The following is a 22,815-nucleotide window of genomic DNA, read 5'->3' on the forward strand; positions in this document are numbered from 1 at the left end:
AATGGGTTTATCTTTTTATAACTACAAAGCCTTCTAGTTTGTCAAAATTATGCGGGCCACTTATATTAAACTTAAAGAAATAAGTGCCTTCTGGTAATACATCAGCTCCCATTTTAGTCTTTTTATTTGCAATACCTCTAAACACATGGGTTGTGTTATTGTATCCGTTAATTTGGAATACCATATCGCCCCATCGGTTATATATAGTAACCATATTATCAGGATGCATTTCTATACCTTCAATATTCCAGAAATCGTTGATACCATCGTTATCTGGTGAAAAACCATATTTTACATCATGTTTTGGAGCAGTTAAAGTGGTGAAAACATTTTCTGCGCAAGAAGTTGCATCTCCCATAATATTATAAGGTATAACGTTTACATAATATGAGGTGTCTTGCTGTAAATCTTCTGATAAAGTATATGAAGTGGAGTTTCCAACATCTTCGTTATTCAGAATATCTGTTCCTCCTGGTGAAGAACCTATTGAAATTTTATATCCATCAGCGTTAGAAACAGGATCCCAGCTAAAATCGGTATCTAAAGAAACGTCGATATCATTTTGTGTAGGATTGTTAAGGATTGTACATTCGGGACGTGTTAAAAGTGTCTCCGTAGAAAAAGATTCTTCATTACATCCAGTGGCATCACCAACGGCATTGTAAGGTGTAATAGTGACGAATATTGTGGATGTTTCAGGTAAATCTGAAGTTAAGTTATAAGTAGTGTTGTTTCCAACATCTTCGTTGTTTACAATATCGGTAGCGCCAGAAGTTGTTCCTATGGAAATTCTATATCCTGTAGCATCGGTTGCAGCATTCCAAGTTAAGTCTGTCGTTACATCTACATCAATAGTATTGTTAGCAGGAGCGGAAAGTGTTGTACAGTTTGGAACTGTTGGTAAAGTTTCCGTAGTAAAAGATTCTTCATTACATCCAGTGGCATCACCAACGGCATTGTAAGGTGTAATAGTGACAAATATTGTGGACGTTTCAGGTAAATCTGAAGTTAGATTATAAGTGGTGGTATTTCCAACATCTCCGTTGTTTACAATATCGGTAGCTCCAGCACTTGTTCCTATGGAAATTCTATATCCAGTAGCATCGGTTGCTGCAATCCAAGTTAAATCTGTCGTAACATCTACATCAATAACATTGTTAGCAGGAGTAGAGAGCATTGTACAGTTTGGAGCTGTTGGTAAAGTTTCGGTAGTAAAAGATTCTTCATTACATCCAGTGGCATCACCAACGGCATTGTAAGGTGTAATGGTAACGAATATTGTAGCTGTTCCAGGTAAATCTGAAGTTAAGTTATAAGTAGTGTTGTTTCCAACATCTTCGTTGTTTACAATATCGGTAGCGCCAGCACTTGTTCCTATGGAAATTCTATATCCAGTAGCATCGGTTGCTGCATTCCAAGTTAAATCTGTCGTTACATCTACATCAATAGCATTGTTAGCAGGAGCGGAAAGTGATGTACAGTTTGGAGCTGTTGGTAAAGTTTCGGTAGTAAAAGATTCTTCATTACATCCAGTGGCATCACCAACGGTATTATACGGTATGATGGTAACGAATATTGTAGCTTTTTCAGGTAAATCTGAAGTTAAATTATGAGTAGTGTTGTTTCCAACATCTTCGTTGTTTACAATATCGGTTGCGCCAGAAGTTGTTCCTATGGAAATTCTATATCCAGTGGCGTTGGTTGCGGCATTCCAAGTTAAGTCTGTGGTAACATCTACATCAATAGCATTGTTAGTAGGAGTAGATAGCATTGTACAGTTTGGAGCTGTTGGTAAAGTTTCCGTAGTAAAAGATTCTTCATTACATCCAGTGGCATCACCAACGGTGTTGTAAGGTGTAATAGTGACGAATATTGTGGATGTTTCAGGTAAATCTGAAGTTAAGTTATAAGTAGTGTTGTTTCCAACATCTTCGTTGTTTACAATATCGGTAGCGCCAGCACTTGTTCCTATGGAAATTCTATATCCTGTGGCGTTGGTTGCTACATCCCAGGTTAAATCTGTCGTAACATCTACATCTGTGGCGTTGTTTAAGGGAGCAGATAGTGTTGTGCAACTTGGTGGATCTGATGCTGAAAAAGCACCTGTTCTAAAGCTTTCTTCAGTACAACCTGTAGCATCGCCAACTTCATTATATGGTGTTATTGAAACAAAAATTAATCTATTAGGAGGTAAGTCATCCGGAAGATCATAAGTTGTAAAATTGCCCACATCAATATTGTTCAGAATTTCAATACCACCTCCTGTGGTTCCTACAGTAAGTAAATATCCTGTAGTATTTGGTGCAGCATTCCAGCTAATATTAGTATCTGTTGATACATTTGTATCTCCATTTAAAGGAAGCGTTAAAGTAGTACATGCGGGAGCAACAGGAATAATTTCTGTAGTGAAATTTTCTTCAGTACAAGTTATTGCATCTCCTGTGCTATTATAAGGCGTTATACTAACATAAATGATTGTGTTTTCCGGTAGATCTGTTGGTAAATCATAAACGGTTACATTGTTTACATCTATATCATTTAGTAAATCAGTAGCTCCTGAATTTGTTCCTGCAGTGATACGGTAGCCGTCTGCGTTTGCAATTGGAGTCCATTCTAAATTAGTTTCAACAGACACATCTATACTACCATTTGTTGGCAATGTTAGGTTTGTACATTCAGGAACTGTTGGTACACTATTGTTGGTAATAGTGAAGCTTTCTGTAATACAGCCAGTAGGTTCTCCTTCGTCATTAAAAGGAGTAATTGTAACTTCTACAGATTCACCTCCTAAAAAATCTGATGTAAATTGAAAGGACGGATCGGTAACTGATTCATTGTTTACTAGTACAGCATTTCCGGGTTGTGTTGTAACAGTTAGTCTATATCCTCGAGCATAAAGCGCAGGTTCCCAACTTAAATTGGTGTTAACAGGTACGTCTGTATCTCCATTAGCAGGAGAAATTAATTGTGTGCAAACCGGAATAGGACAATCTAGAATATCGCCTGTAAACGACCAACCGTAAGTATCTATCATGGATTGTCTTTCTTCTAAAGCATCGCAATAGAGTAATCCTTGAGCACCTAGATTTATACCAGGCGTTAAGGTTTGCTTAGACCAAGCTACTAATGTAGCATCGTAGTGTTCTCTTGTAAGTGCGGTATTATCTAGCATGTATTGCATGTTGGTAACTCGACTAACATCCCACTCTGTAAATTCTTGATTTATGGCGGTAGCGTTACTAAACATATAGCGCATATTAGTTGCTCCAATATCCCAACGGTCTAAATTTTGATTGAAGGCTAATGCGTTTCTAAACATACCACTCATGTTTAAAACATTAGTAATTCGCCAACTATTTATAGTTTGATTAAAACTGGTTGCGTTATAAAACATGTTTTCCATGGTAGTAACGGCTCTTACGTTCCATCCATCAATGGTTTCGTTAAAAGCAGAGGCTCCACTAAACATATCTTCCATAGTAGTTACAGAGGCTACGTTCCATGAATTCATGGTTTGGTTATAGCTAGTAGCGTTTTTAAACATGGCTTCCATAGTGTTTACAAAAGAAACATTCCAGTTGTCTATGTTTTGATTGAAAGCTGCTGCGCCACTAAACATTTCAGAAGTCGTTAAAACTTCACCTGTATCCCAATTATCCAAAGCTTGATTGAAAACTAAAGCGTTTTTAAACATGCTTTCCATGTTAGTTACAGAGGCTACATTCCATGAATTTATCGGTAGGTTAAAAGCATGGGCATCTTCAAACATAGATGGCATTAAAGTTACAGAACTTACATCCCAATTATTTAAATCTTGATTAAAGGCTAAAGCATTTTCAAACATCGACGTCATATTAGCAACAGCACTAACATCCCAAGTATTTATAGGCTGATTAAAGGTTTCTGCATTTTCGAACATGGAAGACATGTTTACCACAGAGTTTACATCCCAATTATCTAAAGGTTCATTAAACATTTCGGCAGATTGAAACATAGATGCCATATTGATAACATTAGTAACGTTCCAGGTATTAATGTTTTGGTTGAAAAGGTCTGCACTATTAAACATAGACTGCATATTGGTAACCGAGGAAACATTCCAATTATCTAATGGCTCATTAAAAGTGGATGCTCTATTAAACATGGAGCTCATGTTTGTAACAGCAGCGACGTTCCAATTATTTATATTTTGGTTGAATGCTGAAGCAGAATTGAACATAGAATTCATATCGGTTACTGCAGCAACATTCCAATTACTTATTGGTTGATTAAAAGCTGAAGCTGAATTAAACATGGCTTCCATATTGGTTACAGACGTAACATCCCAAGTATCTAAAGGTTGATTGAAAAGAGTAGCCCTATTGAACATTTTTTCCATGGTTGTAACCGCGGTAACATTCCAAGAATTGATGTCTTGGTTAAATACAGAAGCCGTTTCGAACATTCTAGACATGTTGGTAACACTACTTGTATTCCAATTGTTTAATGGTTGATCGAATGTTGTAGCAGACAAAAACATAAGTTGCATATTGGTAACATTGGAAACATCCCAACTATTTAAAGGTTGGTTAAAAGCCGATGCTCCAGCAAACATAATACCCATATCTGTAACGTTGCTAACATCCCAATTATCAATATCGCCATTAAAAAGTTTGGCTTGATAAAACATTTGGTACATATTGGTTACCTGAGACAAATCTGGGACATCGTTAGCATTATACTCCATGTTTTCGCAATTATAGAATGCGTTTCTCATGGATTTCCAAGGCTGAGTTCCCCATTGGTCTACAGATATTAGTTTTACATTATCTGAAAAATAAGAATAATAATGCGCAGGGTATTCACCAATAATCGTTACTGTATAAACGCCGGGTGTAAGGTAAGTGTGCGTGATGTCTCCGGTAACGTCATTATTAAATTGATCGTCTCCCCAATCTATAGAATAATTATAAGTTAAATAATCTGGATACCCAGAATTGGTTTCTATTTCAAGCTGGTTTGCAGCAGAGGTATAGCTTTCTGTTAAGCTAGTATCGAATGTGAGTTTAAAAGCAGTTGTGTCGTTTACCCAACTAGGTATAACGCTAAAGCTTTCTTCAGTACAGCCAACGGCATCACCATCGGTATTATTATATGGTACAATGGTTACAAAAACGGTATCACCAGGTGTTAGGTCTGATGTGAAATCCAAACCAACAACATTACCAACATCTTTATCGGTTTCTGTAAATGTAGTAGCACCACCATTTTCTATTCTATAGCTCACTTTATAACCAGTAGCTCCGGGTACAGCTTCCCAAATTAAATTAGCGTTCGAAGGCACGTTAACATCTCCATTTACCGGAGAAACTAAAGATGTACAAAGTACAAACGAACAGTTAATAATATCTCCATCGATACTCCAGCCAGAGTTATCTATAAGATTTTGACGCTGATCTCTACTATCGCAATAGTTAAGGCCGCTAGCGCCTAGAGTTACGTTGTTTTTAACCGTTTGTGCTTCCCAACCTATAAGTGTATTATCATAATTGGTTTGCGAAAGTCCAGAACCAGATAGCATAATGCTCATGTTAGTAACATTACTTACGTTCCATGAACCTAAATCTTGATTAAAGGTACTAGCATTTCTAAACATGCTAGACATATTAGTAACAGCGCCAGTATCCCAACTATTTAAGGGTTGGTTAAAAACGGTTGTTACATTATAAGAACTAAACATACTAGACATGTTAGTTACCGCAGTGGTATCCCAATTGCTTAATGTTTGGTTAAAAGCTAAAGCCGAATTAAACATGGAACTCATATTGGTTACTTTGCTAACGTTCCATACATCAATAGGTTGATTAAAGTCGTCAGTTTCTTGAAACATTGAGCTCATATCTGTTACATTGCTAACATCCCAACCGGTAATATCTTGATTGAATACTTGTGTGTTTTCAAACATCCCTTTCATATTAGCAACATTACTAACATCCCAATTATCCAAAGGCTGATTAAAAAAAGCATTATCCCTAAACATGTATGTCATTTCTGTTACGCTACTAACGTCCCAGTTATTTAAAGGTTGATTAAATATACCGCTCCAAATCCAACCATCAAACATGCTAGTCATATTGGTTACCTTACTAACATCCCAGTTGTTTAAAGGCTGATTAAATGTTCTGTGTCTATAGAACATATAGCTCATGTTTGTTACCTTACTAACATCCCAGTTTTCTATAGGTTGGTTAAATTCCGATTGTCCAAACATTCTAGACATGTCGGTTACATTACTAATATTCCAGCTAGAAAGTGAAAGGTTAAAATCTGAAGAATAAAACATACCAGACATATCGGTAACAGCATCGACTACCCAGCTATTTAAAGGCGTATTAAAACTATTTGCACTATAAAACATGTTCGCCATTGTAGTCACTCTGCTAACATCCCAATTATTTATGTTTTGGTTAAATCTAGATGCAGAATGAAACATGTCGGCCATGTTTGTTACCTGTGCCGTATTCCAATTATCTAATGGTTCATTAAAAGTTCTAGCGAGATAAAATGTTTCAGACATATCGGTTACATTACCGGTGTTCCATAAATCTAGAGGTCTGTTAAAAATTACTGCACCATAGAATAATCCTGACAAATCTGTAATAGTATTTGTGTTCCAATTATTAATAATGCCATTAAAAGATTCAGCATTTTTAAACATGTTCCTTAGAGTGGTCACTTGCGATAAATCTGGAGAATCTATGGCGTCAAAATTTAAGTTTTCACAACCATAAAAAGCATTTTCCATAGTTTGCCACTCAATAGTGCCCCAGGATAAGATTTCTATTATTTTTATTTTATCGCCCGAGTTATTAAAATAAATAGAAGGAAAGTCTCCACTTATTTTAATAGTATATGTGTTTGGAGCTGTGTAGGTATGTGTAATATCACCAGTAACGGCGGAGTCTGTTTGTCCGTCTCCCCAATCTATGGTGTAATTATAAGTGTAACTAGGATTAGTAGGTATGGAAATTTCATTATCGGCAGAAGATCCAGATTCAGTATTTGCTGTATTCCAAATGGAGGTAAATTCTGTTTGCGAAAAGACAGAGATATTCCATAATAAAAGGAGTAGGGTAATTAAATATTTCATGTTAGGGAGTTATAGCTATATGAAGCAAAAATAAGATTTAAATTTTAATTCGACTTTTAATGGGTAATTTTGAACCATATGACGATTTTTTACTCTACACTCAATCAAAAGTTAGTTTCACTCATTGTCATTTTTCTAAGTGTTGTAATAAGCATAGTTTTATCTAGAACCTAAAATTCATTACTTATTATGAAACAGTACTACTTCCAATTATTATGTCTTTTTTTGAGTGTAAGCTTGTATGCTCAAAACATTCCAGAAGTTAAATTAAAAGATAACTCTAGATTAAAACTTATTAATTTAAATGTTGAGGTTAACATTACAGGTAATGTGGCTTTAACCACTTATAAAATGAAATTTTATAATGGCTCAAATACTGTATTAGAAGGCGAGTTGGCGTTTCCTTTAGGTCAAGGACAATCGGTTACAGATTTCGCTATGGATGTTAATGGAAGCATGAGGCATGCTGCTATTGTAGAAAAAGAATTAGGACGCGTAGCTTACGAAAGCACAATAAGAAAAAACATAGATCCGGGTTTTTTGGAGATGACAAAAGGGAACAACTATAAAGCTAGAGTTTATCCAATTCCGGCTAAAGGTTATAAAGAGATAGAAATAACTTATGAGCAAACACTTGTTGCCAATAACCAAAAGCACAGCTACCAAATACCTTTAAATTTTGAAAATAAGTTATCGCATTTTTCTATTGAAATAAATGCCTTCGGAAAGAAAAATATTCAAATTACAGATCCTTCTATTTATAATGATTTGAAGTTTAGAAATGCATTAGGACTTAAAAAAGCAAGTTTCAAAGCTGCAAATTTTACTCCTAGAAACACCATTACTTTAGAAATGAGGTTGGAAGATAAAGCCAACTTAACCACTTATAATGATTATTTTAATTTTTATAAATCTTTTAAGCCAAAATCACGATTAAAATCGAAACCAAAGGCTATTACTGTTTTTTGGGATGCATCATATTCTATGGAACGCAGAAAACTAGATAAAGAATTTGAGTTGTTAGATGCCTATTTACAATATCTAGAAAACGTTAAATTGAATGTGGTTGTGTTTAATACCAAAATTAGAAGTAATAACACATATAATATAAAAAATGGAAATTGGAATGTGGTTAAAAAAGCCCTCGAAAATGTAGTTTACGATGGTGGCACATCTTACATTGATTTAGAAAATCATATTTCTGAAACCAATTTACTCTTTACAGATGGTATGTTTAATTTAGGCGATTTTAAGCCAACAAATAATGGTGCTATTTATGCTATTAATTCTTTAACGTCAGCAAACCATAACAGGCTTTCTCAGTTGTCGCATACAAGTCAAGCAAATTATGTAAACCTATCTAACGTTGAGGTGAAACAAGCTATAAAAACTATTACTAGAGAGAATTATAGGTTTTTGGGAGTTGCTAAAAATGACAAGGTATATGATGTCTACCCGTTAAAAAATACTATTGTAAATGAAGATTTTTCGTTATCCGGAAAGTTTAAAGCCAATACAACCATAGAATTGTTATTCGGCTATAACAATGATATAACAGATAGGGTAAAGGTTAATCTAGAAAATCTAGAAAATAGCCCAACGGTGAAACGTTTATGGGCAAAGCAAAAGCTGAATTATTTAAATAAAAATTCCGAAGAAAATAAAGATGAAATTATTCAATTGGCATTAAAAAACCATTTGATTACAGCATATACCTCTATGATAATTTTAGATCGTGTTGAAGATTATGCACGTTATAAAATTGAACCTCCAACAGAATTGAAAGCAAGATATAAAGAGCTTGTAAAACAAGAAGAAGCCAATGAAGCAGATAGATTAAAACAAGTAGAAAGTAGAAAACATGATTTGCTTTCGGAATACATAGATTTAATGAGATGGTACAGTAAAGATTTTTCTAAAAATATAAAAGATATTAAAAAACCTAGACAAGAGCGTACAGAAACGAACACAACACCGTTACAGCATAATGGAGCACCTGGGGCAAATTCAAATACATCAAATTCAAGTTTTACACGAGTTATAGATTCTACTAAAAGGATAATTAGTGGTTATGTTACGAGCATTAGCGGAGAACCGCTTCCTGGTGTAAATATTTATGTGAAAAATGATGTTTTTGCTGCTGTTACAGATTTTGATGGTAAGTATATGATTAATGCAGAGTTCGGATCAATTTTGGTCTATTCTTACATTGGTTTTTTAACTGAAGAAGTAACTCTTGGTTCAAATTTTGTTGTTAATGTAGCTTTAAAAGAAGATACGTCGTCTTTAGATGAAGTTATTGTGGTTGGTTACGGCGTGCAAAAAAGAACTTATGTTACTGGGGCTGTTACAACAGTTTCTTCGGAAAGTATAGAAAACGAAAATATAGTAGTTGAAGCTTTGCAAGGGCGTGTTGTGGGATTAAATATGGAGTCAAAACGAGCACCGAACAATACAGATGATGCTTCAATTCGTGTTCATGGATTAAATTTGAATGATAGTGAGAATGCACCATTATATGTTGTTGATGGTATCGTGTATTCAGAGGAAGATTTTAAAGATATTTCGGCAAAAAACATTGATAATATTAGAGTTTTAAAAGATGGAGCAGGGAGTTCTATTTATGGAAGTAGAGCTTCAAATGGTGTTATTCTCATTTCAACTAAAAGCGGAATACTGGAAAACAAAGAAAAAATTGAAGCATTAAATAGAAAGATTGACGAAGAAATTGTTTTCAAGCCCTGGTCGCCTAAAGCAGAGTACTTGGTAAACTTATCTAAATCTGAAACTCCGGAAATAGCTTATAATGCGTATTTAAAATTACGAGAAACGTATAAAAACACACCAACATTTTTTATGGATATCGCAGAGTATTTCGATTCTATTAATCAAAGGGAATTAGCGGTGCAGATTGTAACTAATTTAATTGAAATAGATTTAGATAACCATGAACTTAGTAGAGCCTTAGCCTATAAATTGCAGTATTTTAAAGAAGACGCTTTAGCGGTTTATGTTTATCAAGAGATTTTGAAATTAAGACCAGAAGAACCTCATTCTTATCGCGATTTAGCATTAGCTTATGAAGCCGTAGGTGAATATCAAAAAGCCTTTGACATCTTATTTAGAATTGTAAATGGCGAATTACTAGAAAAAGATGAAGATGAACGTTTTTATGGTATTGAGCACATTGCCTATGTAGAAGCGTGCCACTTGGCGTCGCAACATGAAGACGAGATAACATTAACTGAAAATCAAAGAAAGTTACTTAAAACATTTGATGTAGATATTAGAGTTGTGATAGATTGGAACCATAATGATACAGATTTAGATCTTTGGGTTGAAAATCCTAACGACGAAAAAGTACTCTACAGTAATAAGACCTCTAAAGATGGCGGGCGACTTTCTGAAGATATAACTGAAGGTTATGGTCCAGAAGAATTCATGATTAAAAAAGCTTCGAAAGGAGATTATGAAATTCTTGTAGATTATTATGCCGATCAGGTTCAAAAAATATCTGGACCAACAACTTTAAAGGTGACCATATTTACTAATTATGGAAGAAAAAATGAAAAGAAGGAAATTAGAATATTACGCTTAAATAAAAAAGAAGATGAAATTGAAGTAGGCACCGTAAGTATGTAATAGAAAACATATTTTGAATTAAACAAAAAACTCTCAGGTTACCAATTAGCCTGAGAGTTTTTTATTTTACAAGAAGATTGAATCCTTAAACCTGTAAAATCCCTAAATTGAATGGCTTCTCAATAGGAGCGTGGTTAGCAGCCTCAATACCCATACTAATCCAGGTTCTTGTATCTAATGGGTTTATAATAGCATCGGTCCAAATACGGGCAGCCGCATAGTATGGAGATACTTGACTATCATATCTATCTTTAATTTTATTAAAAAGCTCAGCTTCTTTTTCCGGAGTAATTTCTTCTCCTTTTTTAAGTAAAGATGCTTTTTCAATTTGAAGTAAGACTTTTGCAGCAGAGTTTCCGCTCATAACCGCAAGTTCAGCACTTGGCCAAGCTACAATTAATCTTGGGTCGTAGGCTTTTCCACACATGGCATAATTTCCGGCACCGTAACTATTTCCTATAATAATAGTAAATTTTGGCACCACCGAATTACTTACTGCATTCACCATTTTGGCACCATCTTTTATAATGCCACCATGTTCACTTTTACTACCTACCATAAAGCCAGTAACATCTTGTAAAAACACTAATGGAATTTTCTTTTGATTACAATTGGCAATAAAACGTGTGGCTTTATCGGCGCTATCATTATAAATAACACCACCAAATTGCATTTCTCCACTAGCCGTTTTAACTAGTTTACGTTGGTTGGCAACAATACCAACAGCCCAACCATCAATACGCGCGTAAGCTGTAATTATGGTTTGTCCGTAACCAGCTTTATATTCATCAAACTCAGAGTTATCGACTACGCGCTTAATAATTTCGTACATATCATATTGATCGGCACGGCTTTTAGGCAAAATCCCGTAAATATCTTCAGGGTTTTCTTTTGGTTTTTTAACTTCACTACGGTTGTAACCGGCTTTATCAAAATCACCAATTTTATCAATAATATTTTTAATAGTATTTAAAGCATCGGCATCATCTTTAGCTTTATAATCGGTAACACCCGATATTTCGCAATGTGTTGTAGCACCGCCCAAAGTTTCATTATCTATAGTTTCACCAATAGCTGCTTTTACTAAGTAACTTCCAGCTAAAAATATACTACCTGTTTTATCTACAATTAAAGCTTCATCGCTCATAATTGGTAAATAAGCACCACCAGCAACACAACTTCCCATAACGGCAGCAATTTGAGTAATACCCATGCTACTCATTATAGCGTTGTTTCTAAAAATGCGTCCGAAATGTTCTTTATCTGGGAAAATTTCGTCTTGTAAAGGCAAATACACACCGGCAGAATCTACAAGATAGATAATAGGCAGTCTGTTTTCTATAGCAATTTCTTGGGCACGTAAGTTTTTCTTCCCAGTAATGGGGAACCAAGCTCCAGCTTTTACAGTAGCATCATTAGCAACCACAATACATTGTTTACCTTTTACATAACCCATTTTTACAACCACACCACCAGATGGGCATCCGCCATGTTCGGCGTACATATCTTCACCAGCAAAGGCGGCAATTTCAATAGATTTCTTTTTTGGATCTAATAAAAAGTCAATACGTTCTCTAGCCGTCATTTTACCTTTACTATGTAGTTTCTCGATACGACTTTTTCCGCCACCGAGTTTTACTTTAACAAGGCGTTTTTTTAATTCGGAAAGTAAGAGTTTATTATGATCTTCGTTTTTATTGAAGTTAATGTCCATGGTCGAAATTTTATTTGCACGAATTTACAAAACCCGTAATCAATTTTAAAGCGAATGTTTTGTTAAAATATAAACCATGGAAATATATTCCTTGGAATATAAATTTATTTTGATTAGTTTTGTACTCTAATATTGAAATAAAAATAAGATGAAAAGAGATAAAATTATATTTTATATCGCAACAGGTTTATTATCTGTAATTGTATTGTTTTCGGTTTACATGTATGTTTTTAAACATGAAGCTATTGTTGGCGCATTTACTAGTTTAGGTTACCCGCCGTATTTAATTTATCCGTATGCAGGTTTAAAATTACTTGGTTTATTTGCAGTATGGAATCCTAACTTTAAGGCATTAAAAGAGTGGGCTTATTCAGGTTTCTTTTTTGCTTTCGTTTTAGCTTTTTTTGCGCATATAATGGTGAATGATGGCGGACACATGACAGCAGCGTTAGCATTAGTGTTTTTAATAGTATCGTATATTTTTAATAAAAGAATAAATAAATAATTATGAAAAAAATTATAGCATTTGCAGGAAGTAATAGTAAACAATCTATTAACAAGCAGTTAGCAACTTACGCTGCGAGTTTGGTTGAAAATGTAGAAACTACTGTGTTAGATTTAAACGATTTTGATTTACCACTTTATGGTATGGATCATGAAAATGAACATGGCATTCCAAAAGATGCACATCGGTTTTTAGAAATTTTAAAAAATACAGATGGTATTATACTATCGTTAGCCGAACATAATGGCGCGTATTCTGTGGTTTTTAAAAACTTGTTCGATTGGATGTCTAGAATTGAAGGTAAATTATTTTTCAAAAAACCAATGTTACTTATGGCAACATCACCAGGTGGGCGAGGTGGTTTATCTGTTTTAGAGATCGCTAAAGGTCGTTTCCCTTTTCATGATGGAAACATTGTAGAGAGTTTTTCACTTCCTTTTTTCGGTGATAATTTTAAGGAAAATAAAATAGTAGACAACGCACTAGATGCTCAGTTAAAAGAAGCAGTTAATAAACTTCAAAATAGTCTATAATTGTGGGCGATATAAGTAAAGATATCAATTCGAAATTCCCTAGCAATAGGGTAAAAGCGATGCTTAACGTTCTTTACACAGCAAATTGGATTGCGAGTTACCAAACTGAGTTTTTTAAACCCTTTGGTATTTCGGCACAACAGTTCAATATTTTAAGAATTTTAAATGGTGCAAAAGAACCTTTAAGTGTGCAAGTGATAAAAGATAGAATGGTAGAACGAGCGCCTAATGCAACACGATTAATGGATAAATTATATGCCAAAGATTATATAGAACGTTTGCCTTCGAAGGAAGATAGGCGTGTAGTTAATATAGAAATCACCAAAAAAGGCATCGATTTATTAGAATCTATACCAAATACATTGAATTCCGATTTGTTTAAAAATTTAAATGAAGAAGAAGCAGGACAATTAAGCGATTTACTTGATAAAATGAGATAATAATACAGCTTTTTAACTTTAAATAGTTTTTGAAATTTTAAGCTGAGGTTTTAATAAAAACGTATAATACTATGAAAACAATAATTCATACAGCAGATAGTAGAGGGTTTGCAAATCATGGATGGTTGCAGGCCAATCATTCTTTTAGTTTTGCTAATTTTCATAATCCAGAAAAAGTAAATTTTGGAGCTTTACGTGTTTTAAATGATGATGTTATTGCGCCTAAAATGGGCTTTGGTACACATCCGCATGATAATATGGAAATTATTACTATTCCGTTAAAAGGCGTGCTAAAACATCGCGATTCTATGCATGATGCATGGCAGGCGGTTTTACCGGGTGAAGTTCAAATTATGTCGGCCGGAACAGGTTTAGAACATTCTGAAATTAATGGTTCGGTAGACGAGCATTTATCCTTATTTCAAATTTGGGTTATACCAAATAAGGAAAACGTAACACCTAGATATGATCAAAAAATGTTCAATGTAGATGAAAGAAAAAACAAACTTCAAACCTTGGTAACCTCAATAGATGAAACTCATGAAGGTAGTTTAAAAATTCATCAAGATTCGGTAATTTCTCGAATAGATTTGGATAAAGACAACACCTTCAGTTATAATTTGAAATCTGAAAATCATGGTGTTTATGTCATGACGATTTCTGGAGAAGTAATCATCAATAATTCACTTTTAAATTCTAGGGATGCTATAGGTGTTTCAGAAACAAATATATTTGAAATACACTCAAAAGAAGATGCTAGTTTACTTCTTATAGAGGTACCGATGTTATTCTAAAACATAAAGTTTAAGACATAAAAAAAAGACTGTTTAAATTAAATTTAGACAGTCTTTTTTCATTTTGAAAATATTTTAAATTGCTATTAAGAGTAGCACGCTTTCATTTTATTTTTCCGCTTAAAGCGATAATTCCTATATAGAATAATTCCGAAGGCAATAAAAACACCCAGAGCGGCCATACCTGCACCAACCCAATCGGCAGATGTATAACCATAACCCATTGCAATTGGTAAGCCGGCAAAGTAAGCGCCAGCTGCATTACCTACATTAAATGCGCTTTGGTTTAGTGAAGAGCCTAATGTTTCGCCTCCTTTAGAAGCATTAATGATGGCTAACGAAATTGGAGTTGATAAACAAAATGTTATCATACCAATTACAAACGTCATTACTAAAACCATAACCTTATCGGAAGCTAAATAGGTGTTTAATACTAAACAAACAGCCATAAATACAAGTGTGATTAACACAGCCATTATAGGTTGGAGTTTTTCGGCAAGTTTGGCACCAATAACGTTACCGATAACCATACCTAATCCCGCAAGAATCATGGCGTAGGACACCACTTGTTTATCATGCCCTGCAACATCGGTAATTAATGGTGCAATATAACTGTACCAAGCAAAGAAGCCTCCAGTACCGATGGTTGTTAGCAATATGATAAGCCAAAGTTCTAAACGTTTAAAGATTTTAAATTCTTTAATAAAACTAATTTCTGAAGATTGTTTTAAAGTTGGCATCCAAAATTTAACCGCTAAAACCGCTAAAACGCCAACAATACCAACCATTAAAAATGAAACATTCCAGTTAAAATGCTTACCTAAATAGGTCCCTAACGGAACTCCTAATAAGTTCGCAAAGGTTAAACCACTAAACATAATGGCGATGCCTTGTGCTTCTTTTCCTTTTTTAGATAATTTCCCGGCAACCACAGCTCCAATACCAAAGAATGCTCCATGTGGCAAACCTGATAAAAAGCGTAATACTATAAAAGAATTATATCCAGTTGCGAAAGATGATAAGGTATTAAACACCGTAAACCATAGCATTAAAAGTAGTAACACTTTGTGCGCCGGCCATTTGCTACCTAAACCGGTAAGTGTTGGCGCACCAACAACTACGCCTAAAGCATAAGCCGAAATAAAATGTCCGGCCATAGGGATGCTAATATCAAAAGAGGTTGCTATATCGGGTAATATACCCATAATTACAAATTCGGTAAGGCCAATTCCGAATCCGCCAATAGCTAAAGAAAGTAGGGCTTTGTTCATTCAATTAGATTTTAATCAACTGCAAAAATAGGAGTTACAAGCGGTGTTGATTGTGGATTTATTATTAAATAAAAGTTAATTGAGAAGTGTTTAATATAAATGGTAAAAAGTGGTTAAAAGAATAAGAAAGGCGTTCGTGTTTTGCTTTATTCTTATATTTCTAATTCATACATAAATACATAATCTTTAAAAAATATAATGAATAGAACTTTAGTTTTACTGGTAAAAATCCGATATTTGCCTTTAGACTAACCATCAATACAAGAGAAAGAATATGGCAATGAATAAAAACACGGTTTTAGCTTGGGCTACAATTATAATGATTTTCGTAGGATTAGGTTTAATAGCATTAGGCGCTTTTCGATACGATGATGTTGCTGGCTGGGGTTTTGCAGCTGTAGGTTTCGGCTTTTTTGCTGTGGCTTGGGTGTTTAACGCGCTAAAAGGACGTGTTTAAATTTAGAATTTAAACGCAATAATTAAAATCTTAAACCATTTTAAATAGATAATTACAAAAAATGAGTGACGATAAAAAAATAATATTTTCAATGTCTGGTTTAACCAAGACATTTCCGGGTGCAAATACACCTGTATTAAAAAACATTTATTTAAGTTTCTTTTACGGAGCTAAAATTGGAATTTTAGGTCTTAACGGATCTGGTAAATCTACTTTGTTAAAAATTATCGCTGGTGTCGATAAAAACTATCAAGGTGATGTTACTTTTCTTCAAGATTATTCAGTTGGGTATTTAGAACAAGAACCACAGTTGGATGATGATAAAACTGTAATGGAAATTGTGCGCGAGGGAGCAGCCGAAACGGTTGCTATTCTTGATGAGTACAATAAAATTAATGATCAGTTTGGTTTAGAAGAAGTATATTCTGATGCCGACAAAATGGAGAAATTGATGAACCGCCAAGCGGAACTTCAAGATCAAATTGATGCGTCTAACGCTTGGGAATTAGACACTAAATTAGAAATTGCTATGGATGCGTTACGTACTCCAGATGGCGATAAAAAAATTGGTGTATTATCTGGTGGAGAAAAGCGTCGTGTAGCATTATGTCGTTTACTTTTACAAGAACCAGATGTATTACTTTTAGATGAGCCTACCAACCATTTAGATGCAGAATCTGTACATTGGTTAGAGCATCATTTAGCACAATATAAGGGTACTGTAATTGCTGTAACGCACGATAGATACTTTTTGGATAATGTAGCGGGTTGGATTTTAGAATTAGATAGAGGTGAAGGTATTCCTTGGAAAGGGAACTACTCATCTTGGTTAGATCAAAAATCTAAACGTATGGCTCAAGAAAGCAAAACAGCTTCTAAACGTCAAAAAACGTTGGAACGTGAGCTAGAATGGGTACGTCAAGGAGCAAAAGGACGCCAAACGAAGCAGAAAGCGCGTTTAAATAATTACGATAAATTAATGAGTCAAGATCAAAAACAACTTGACGAAAAATTAGAAATATACATCCCTAATGGTCCTCGTTTAGGTACTAATGTTATCGAAGCTTCTGGTGTAGCCAAAGGTTACGATGATAAGTTGTTGTATGATAATTTAAACTTCAACCTACCTCAAGCTGGTATAGTTGGTGTTATTGGGCCAAATGGTGCTGGTAAAACCACTATTTTCAGAATGATTATGGGTGAGGAAACTCCAGATAAAGGTGAGTTTAAAGTTGGAGATACGGCTAAGTTGGCTTATGTAGATCAAAAACACTCTAATATAGATCCAGAAAAAACAATTTGGCAAAACTTTAGTGATGAACAAGAATTGGTAATGATGGGCGGCAAAGAAGTAAATTCTAGAGCTTATTTAAGTCGATTTAATTTCTCTGGTGGCGAACAAAACAAGAAGGTGAAATTACTTTCTGGTGGAGAGCGTAACCGTTTACATTTAGCTATGACGCTTAAAGAAGAAGGAAACGTATTGCTTCTCGATGAGCCAACCAATGATTTAGATGTAAATACATTAAGAGCTTTAGAAGAAGGTTTAGAAAACTTTGCAGGGTGTGCCGTTGTTATTAGTCACGACCGTTGGTTTTTAGATCGTATTTGTACACACATTTTAGCTTTTGAAGGCGATTCGCAAGTCTATTTCTTCGAAGGTAGTTTCTCTGATTATGAGGAAAATAAAAAGAAACGTCTTGGTGGAGATTTAATGCCAAAACGAATTAAGTACAAAAAACTAGTTAGATAATTTTTCTACAGTATAAAATTAAAAAAACGCCCACTGAAAAGTGGGCGTTTTTTTTATGAATAAACTTTATATAAACGGTTCTTTTTTAAGCGTGATCGGAGTTTGTTTTTAACGTCCTTAATTCCGTTTCTAAAAGGGAATTTTTCTTTTTTAGTTTATAAACCTTGTATAGGTTTAGTGTAAATAAAACTAACATTGTAATAAATGCGATAGAAAGAATTGAAATTAGAGTGTTTAAGCTATTTAGGTGTTCTATTGTATTCTGCATATTATGGGGTTTACGAATTATAAATTCATGGGTTTATATTTTCTAAAAAAACAGTTTGTTTTCTTTGTAATCTAAAAACGCTCAAAATAATATTAGTATTCAAAACAGCTATTTTTTATCGTACATGTGGCTTTGTGTAAAATCTTTGTAGGGCTTATCTTTTTCATCTTCTATTTGAGGATTCATCGATTCTAAGCGCTCGTTTTCCTTCTTTAGTAAGTAAGATTTTCTAACACCAAGACATAAAAGTGCAGCAAAAAATATAAGTACAATAGTAAGTATAGTTGCGATTGCAGATTGGGACACAAGTACAATTGTTAACGATACTATATGTAGTTGAAAATTCAACATGTTTTCGGTAAAGTATAATTAATAGCGTTTCAAAGATAATGTTTTTTTATAAGGTTTTTCCTCTATTTAATTATTATTCACAACTTTATCAAAGTTTTTTACTACAAAAAGGAGGTTCTATATGTCTTCATAGTAGGGTTTTAAAATAAAAACACGAAAAAGAATTGTAACATTTTTAAAAAGTGATAGACTTATATTTTGTAAGAATTAAAAGTGAAATTTTTAAATCGATATAACTATATTTTGGTTTTACTTTTACAACTCACAAATTTTACCGAAATTGCTTACGCAAAAATGTTTAATCTTAAATAATACAGTATTCATATGTCCGATGATTTTGATTTATTAGAAACTAATTCAAACGAAAAAACAGAAAAAGTAGATGTCAATTGGGGAAAAGCCATAGACACCATGAAATCTAAATTGTCTCAAGAGGACGATCCAGAAGTACGTCAAAAAATTCTGAACGCCACCTTGGACGATGTTGTTCATATGGCAGAAAAAGACCGTTCTACGCTTCTAGATGCTATTAAAGATTTAACAGATTATCAAGATGAAGTTGGTATTATGTTCGAAAAATTTTCAGCATTAAACCCAACAGAACAAAAAGTAATCGACGATGCTCAAAAGGCATTAGAGCGTGCTCGAATAGAGCTAGAAGATGCTGAAAATAAGGCAGATACTTGGTGGAACAATCTATGGGGACGTAAAAGCAAGATTAAAAAAGAGCAAACCGAATATAAAGAAGCAGAGAAAGTACGTGCAGGAGCCGATAATAAGGCCAAAGCTATGTTTCAAGAGCGTATAGAAAGTGCTGATATACAAACACTTTTAAGTGAGTTGTCATACAAATCTCAAGCTGCTGTAACACGTTTAAAAAATCGTGAAGTAGAAATTAAAGAGGTTGAAGAAAAACTAAAGGATGCGATTGTAGAAGCTTCTAAAAACCATACTAAAGCTTTAGAGAAAAAGAAAGAAGTAGAAGGAAAGCTAGAAGAGCAGTACGCTTTGTTAAAACAGGCGCGCCAAGAACTAGAAGATATTGCCGATAAACAATCTACTGAGTATTCTGAGGCTATTGGTAAAATGACGGCTTTAGAGCAAAAAGTAGAAGAGTTAGAAGGTCTTAAAAACGCTTATACTACGCTAGCTGCCAGTAAAGATAGTTTTGTGCACAAGCATAATTTAACCATAAAAGTATTAACGTCTTTACGTAGTAACTTGCAAACGCATCGTGCTAAATTAAAGTCGGATACCGAAGAGCGTCTTAAATATTACGATGGTTACGTTGTAGCTTTAAAAGCTAGAACCGATCAAGAATTTGCAGCAATTTTAGAGCATTTAGGTGTAAAAACCGATGAGCATATTGGCCAAACCTTAGCCTCTATGCATACTGCAAGTGCTAAAGCACGTCAAGATATGATGGATAATATTCCAGTTCACGAAAAAGTTATGCAAGGTGTTTATAGCAGTTATGCAGAGGCTTTACAAGAAATTCGTGCTAAAGATGGCGAAATTCAAAAGAACTTTGCAGAGCGTTATGGTATCGACATGAAAGAAATTTTCGAAGATTATTATAAAGCAGATGCAAATGCACCACAAGGTGATGGAGGTGAACCAGCAGGAACGCCAAAACCAGCAACCACTGAGGACGATTTGTTAAGCTAAAAAAGTAAAGAACAAAACACTTATAAAATAGTGGGCGTTCCTTTTTACAATACTGCAAGGTTTTTAAGTAAACCTTGCAGCATCGTAAAAAGTCAGGCTTTCACTACTCGCTCCCTCCTAAGGTCGGGGAGCTCAAACAGGCCGTTCAATCCTTAACGCGGGATTATACCAAAGGCCAGTTTTTAAAACAGATGTTACTTTAAAATAGCCAAATGAAATCATTACATATCATCATTATTTTATCTGCTTTTATCACCTTAACATCTTTTAAAACTAAAGCTACTTTTCAATCTAACATAAATTATACAATAGCCGTTATCAACCAGAATCAGGATGATAAAGTCTTTATTGGTAAGTGGATTCAAAACAGCCATTCGCCAGCAGCTAAAAAATATAGAGCTAGTTCTATTCTCGAAATTGATTTCAAAAAAGATTATACTGCTCATTTTGTAGTTTCTAAAGGCGGTGAAATCAAAACTATTATAGGGTCTTGGAGTACCAAAGAAACTGAGAGTTCCATAAAAATTATGGGGCCAAACGCTAATTTAGAAAACGGTGTTATTCTCGAATATTCAAGAAACGGAAAGGACTTGAATGTAATTCACCTATCCAAAAGCATAAAGGCTGGAAACGTGTTATTAAAATCAGGTGATGTTATTTTCGAAAAAGCATCAAAATAAACAATCTGTAAAGATTCATATTTAATTAAAATAAATGTCAATAAACCAAATAGTTACACCATTAGACTCTGCCATTCTAGATTCCAAGGAGCAGTATGTCTTTTATCATAAAATGGTCGACTTTGTTTTTAAAGAACTTATAGTTGCCGTGCAAAGGCAAAAACTTTGTAACGAGCAAGAAATACAGTTATTCAAACAATATTCAGATTTACTATTATATTCCATCGAAGCCATGCGTATTAAATACATGTATGATGATGAAGATAATATGAAAGTCGATTTAACCGAGTCTGGTTTTCCTAATTATTTAGAATTCCGGTATCTGTTTAACGATCTAGAATTGCGTCAAGAATATTTAGAAAAGCTAACACCAATAGCAACTTTAAAAGAAGATTTTTTAAATACTTTAATGCATAAAAAGCAGCCCGTTTCTAAACGAAAGTTGTTTCAAGCCGCATCTATTGTGTATTATTCATCAGTAAAGAAAGAATATATTTTTAACCGTTTTGTACAAGGTAAAATATTGGGCGCACCGCAAAACTCGATAGCTGATTTATTAATAAGCTGGTCATTTTTTGATGTCTCCTTAAACAGGCCATTTATCTGTTTTATGTATTTTAATTATGATGGTAGCCGAATAAACGATTATAAAGATGAAATTTACGAGGTCTTAAAAACCACATCAGATCGTAAAATGTCGTTAGATACTATGGCGTATACTATAGATAGAAAATTACCAAAAGTATCTCCTAAACTTATAAAACGTGTTGATTTGGGCCCAATACACAACGTATTTGCAAAAGATGAAAACTTAGTAACCCATACTATTTTAGAATCTATTGCTAAAAAGGAAATTCCCTTAGAGTCTTATGCCATTTCTTTAGAAATAGACGAAGTTGCATCTGGAAGTGAATTTAAAGAAGGTAGTTTTTTTAGCAAGCAAACCCTTCAAAAATGGGATACGGTATTTAAGCAAAAATACATTTTTGCACCACACCGTATCATTCAATTATTATATAATAAAACACCAGAGTTGTTAGACGGATTAGCGAAAGCACCGTTTGAAGTCTCGGGTTTAAAAATAGATATTAAAAAGTAGAAAAGTACTCAGTTGCAGTATTCAGTAGGCAGTCATAGCGTATTTGAATGTGAAGGAGGAAAAAAGTATAAAGTAGAAGAATTGAAATAAAATGAGTTTTAAAACATTATTGGCTTATCAAAAAGGATTCGATTTAGCGATGGAAATATTTCATCTCACTAAAAGCTTTCCTAATTCTGAGCAATATGCTTTAATTTCTCAAATAGTCAGATCAAGTCGATCGGTATGTTCAAATATTGCTGAGGGTTATAGAAAACGCCAGTATGAAAAACATTTTAAAAGTAAACTATCCGATGCAGATAGTGAAAATTCCGAAACACAATTATGGCTCGATTTTGCATTAGCTTGCGATTATATTTCAAAAGAAAAAAGACAAGAATTACAATATAAAAGTGAAGAAATAGGGAAACTCATTAATTACAGGATGAAAAACCCAGAAAAGTTTAACTAAAAAAAGCAGAGAATATTTAAAGAAAGATTAGATACCAATACGTTAATACAGAGAACTGTT

The 22,815-nt window shown here is 34.0% G+C and carries 15 protein-coding genes; 11 read left to right on the forward strand and 4 right to left on the reverse strand.

What is annotated here, in order from left to right:
• Positions 1 to 7: 7 nt before the first annotated feature.
• Complete coding sequence (locus tag V6246_RS01400; RefSeq protein ID WP_341558647.1) at positions 8 to 7,129, reverse strand: BspA family leucine-rich repeat surface protein; 7,122 nt, start codon at positions 7,127 to 7,129, stop codon at positions 8 to 10.
• 189 nt (positions 7,130 to 7,318) lie between these two features.
• Here V6246_RS01400 and V6246_RS01405 point away from each other — a divergent pair, with 189 nt between their 5' ends.
• Positions 7,319 to 10,771, forward strand: coding sequence for a VIT domain-containing protein (locus V6246_RS01405; protein ID WP_341558648.1), 3,453 nt, complete (start codon positions 7,319 to 7,321; stop codon positions 10,769 to 10,771).
• Between the two features lie 85 nt (positions 10,772 to 10,856).
• On the opposite strand, the gene V6246_RS01410 is transcribed toward V6246_RS01405, so the two are convergent.
• Positions 10,857 to 12,485 carry an acyl-CoA carboxylase subunit beta gene (locus tag V6246_RS01410; protein WP_341558649.1) on the reverse strand — a complete coding sequence of 543 codons (1,629 nt, stop codon included), beginning with the start codon at positions 12,483 to 12,485 and terminating at the stop codon, positions 10,857 to 10,859.
• 148 nt (positions 12,486 to 12,633) lie between these two features.
• Here V6246_RS01410 and V6246_RS01415 point away from each other — a divergent pair, with 148 nt between their 5' ends.
• The 4 genes from V6246_RS01415 to V6246_RS01430 all read left to right on the forward strand — a co-directional run bounded on the left by V6246_RS01415 (position 12,634) and on the right by V6246_RS01430 (position 14,757).
• On the forward strand, positions 12,634 to 12,990 hold the full coding sequence (locus V6246_RS01415) for a DoxX family protein (RefSeq protein WP_042494702.1): 357 nt from the start codon (positions 12,634 to 12,636) through the stop codon (positions 12,988 to 12,990).
• A 2-nt stretch (positions 12,991 to 12,992) separates the two neighbouring features.
• Positions 12,993 to 13,523, forward strand: a complete 531-nt coding sequence (locus V6246_RS01420; RefSeq protein WP_341558650.1) for an NADPH-dependent FMN reductase — start codon at positions 12,993 to 12,995, stop codon at positions 13,521 to 13,523.
• Between the two features lie 2 nt (positions 13,524 to 13,525).
• Positions 13,526 to 13,963, forward strand: coding sequence for a MarR family winged helix-turn-helix transcriptional regulator (locus V6246_RS01425; protein WP_052415272.1), 438 nt, complete (start codon positions 13,526 to 13,528; stop codon positions 13,961 to 13,963).
• Positions 13,964 to 14,034: 71 nt separating this feature from the next.
• A complete protein-coding gene (locus V6246_RS01430; RefSeq protein WP_341558651.1) occupies positions 14,035 to 14,757 on the forward strand; it encodes a pirin family protein in 723 nt (240 codons plus the stop codon).
• 86 nt (positions 14,758 to 14,843) lie between these two features.
• Here V6246_RS01430 and V6246_RS01435 read toward each other — a convergent pair whose 3' ends face one another.
• Positions 14,844 to 16,028 (reverse strand): MFS transporter, encoded by a 1,185-nt coding sequence (locus V6246_RS01435; RefSeq protein WP_341558652.1) that lies wholly within the window; start codon positions 16,026 to 16,028, stop codon positions 14,844 to 14,846.
• Positions 16,029 to 16,302: 274 nt separating this feature from the next.
• Between V6246_RS01435 and V6246_RS01440 the strand changes: the two genes are divergently transcribed.
• Positions 16,303 to 16,485 (forward strand): CAL67264 family membrane protein, encoded by a 183-nt coding sequence (locus tag V6246_RS01440; protein ID WP_042494706.1) that lies wholly within the window; start codon positions 16,303 to 16,305, stop codon positions 16,483 to 16,485.
• Positions 16,486 to 16,546: 61 nt separating this feature from the next.
• Complete coding sequence (ettA, locus tag V6246_RS01445; RefSeq protein ID WP_159019975.1) at positions 16,547 to 18,238, forward strand: energy-dependent translational throttle protein EttA; 1,692 nt, start codon at positions 16,547 to 16,549, stop codon at positions 18,236 to 18,238.
• Positions 18,239 to 18,614: 376 nt separating this feature from the next.
• On the opposite strand, the gene V6246_RS01450 is transcribed toward ettA, so the two are convergent.
• Complete coding sequence (locus V6246_RS01450) at positions 18,615 to 18,812, reverse strand: hypothetical protein (protein WP_233268011.1); 198 nt, start codon at positions 18,810 to 18,812, stop codon at positions 18,615 to 18,617.
• Positions 18,813 to 19,181: 369 nt separating this feature from the next.
• On the opposite strand from V6246_RS01450, the gene V6246_RS01455 reads away from it, so the two are divergent.
• The 4 genes from V6246_RS01455 to V6246_RS01470 all read left to right on the forward strand — a co-directional run bounded on the left by V6246_RS01455 (position 19,182) and on the right by V6246_RS01470 (position 22,755).
• Positions 19,182 to 20,525: a microtubule-binding protein gene (locus tag V6246_RS01455; RefSeq protein ID WP_159019977.1), complete on the forward strand. Its 1,344-nt coding sequence runs from the start codon at positions 19,182 to 19,184 to the stop codon at positions 20,523 to 20,525.
• A 212-nt stretch (positions 20,526 to 20,737) separates the two neighbouring features.
• Complete coding sequence (locus V6246_RS01460) at positions 20,738 to 21,205, forward strand: hypothetical protein (protein WP_341558653.1); 468 nt, start codon at positions 20,738 to 20,740, stop codon at positions 21,203 to 21,205.
• A gap of 34 nt (positions 21,206 to 21,239) precedes the next feature.
• Positions 21,240 to 22,304: a hypothetical protein gene (locus V6246_RS01465; protein ID WP_341558654.1), complete on the forward strand. Its 1,065-nt coding sequence runs from the start codon at positions 21,240 to 21,242 to the stop codon at positions 22,302 to 22,304.
• 91 nt (positions 22,305 to 22,395) lie between these two features.
• Positions 22,396 to 22,755 carry a four helix bundle protein gene (locus tag V6246_RS01470; RefSeq protein WP_341558655.1) on the forward strand — a complete coding sequence of 120 codons (360 nt, stop codon included), beginning with the start codon at positions 22,396 to 22,398 and terminating at the stop codon, positions 22,753 to 22,755.
• The last annotated feature ends 60 nt before the right edge of the window (positions 22,756 to 22,815 follow it).

Origin of the sequence: Algibacter sp. TI.3.09, assembly GCF_038154905.1 — a bacterium.
Classification (GTDB): domain Bacteria; phylum Bacteroidota; class Bacteroidia; order Flavobacteriales; family Flavobacteriaceae; genus Algibacter.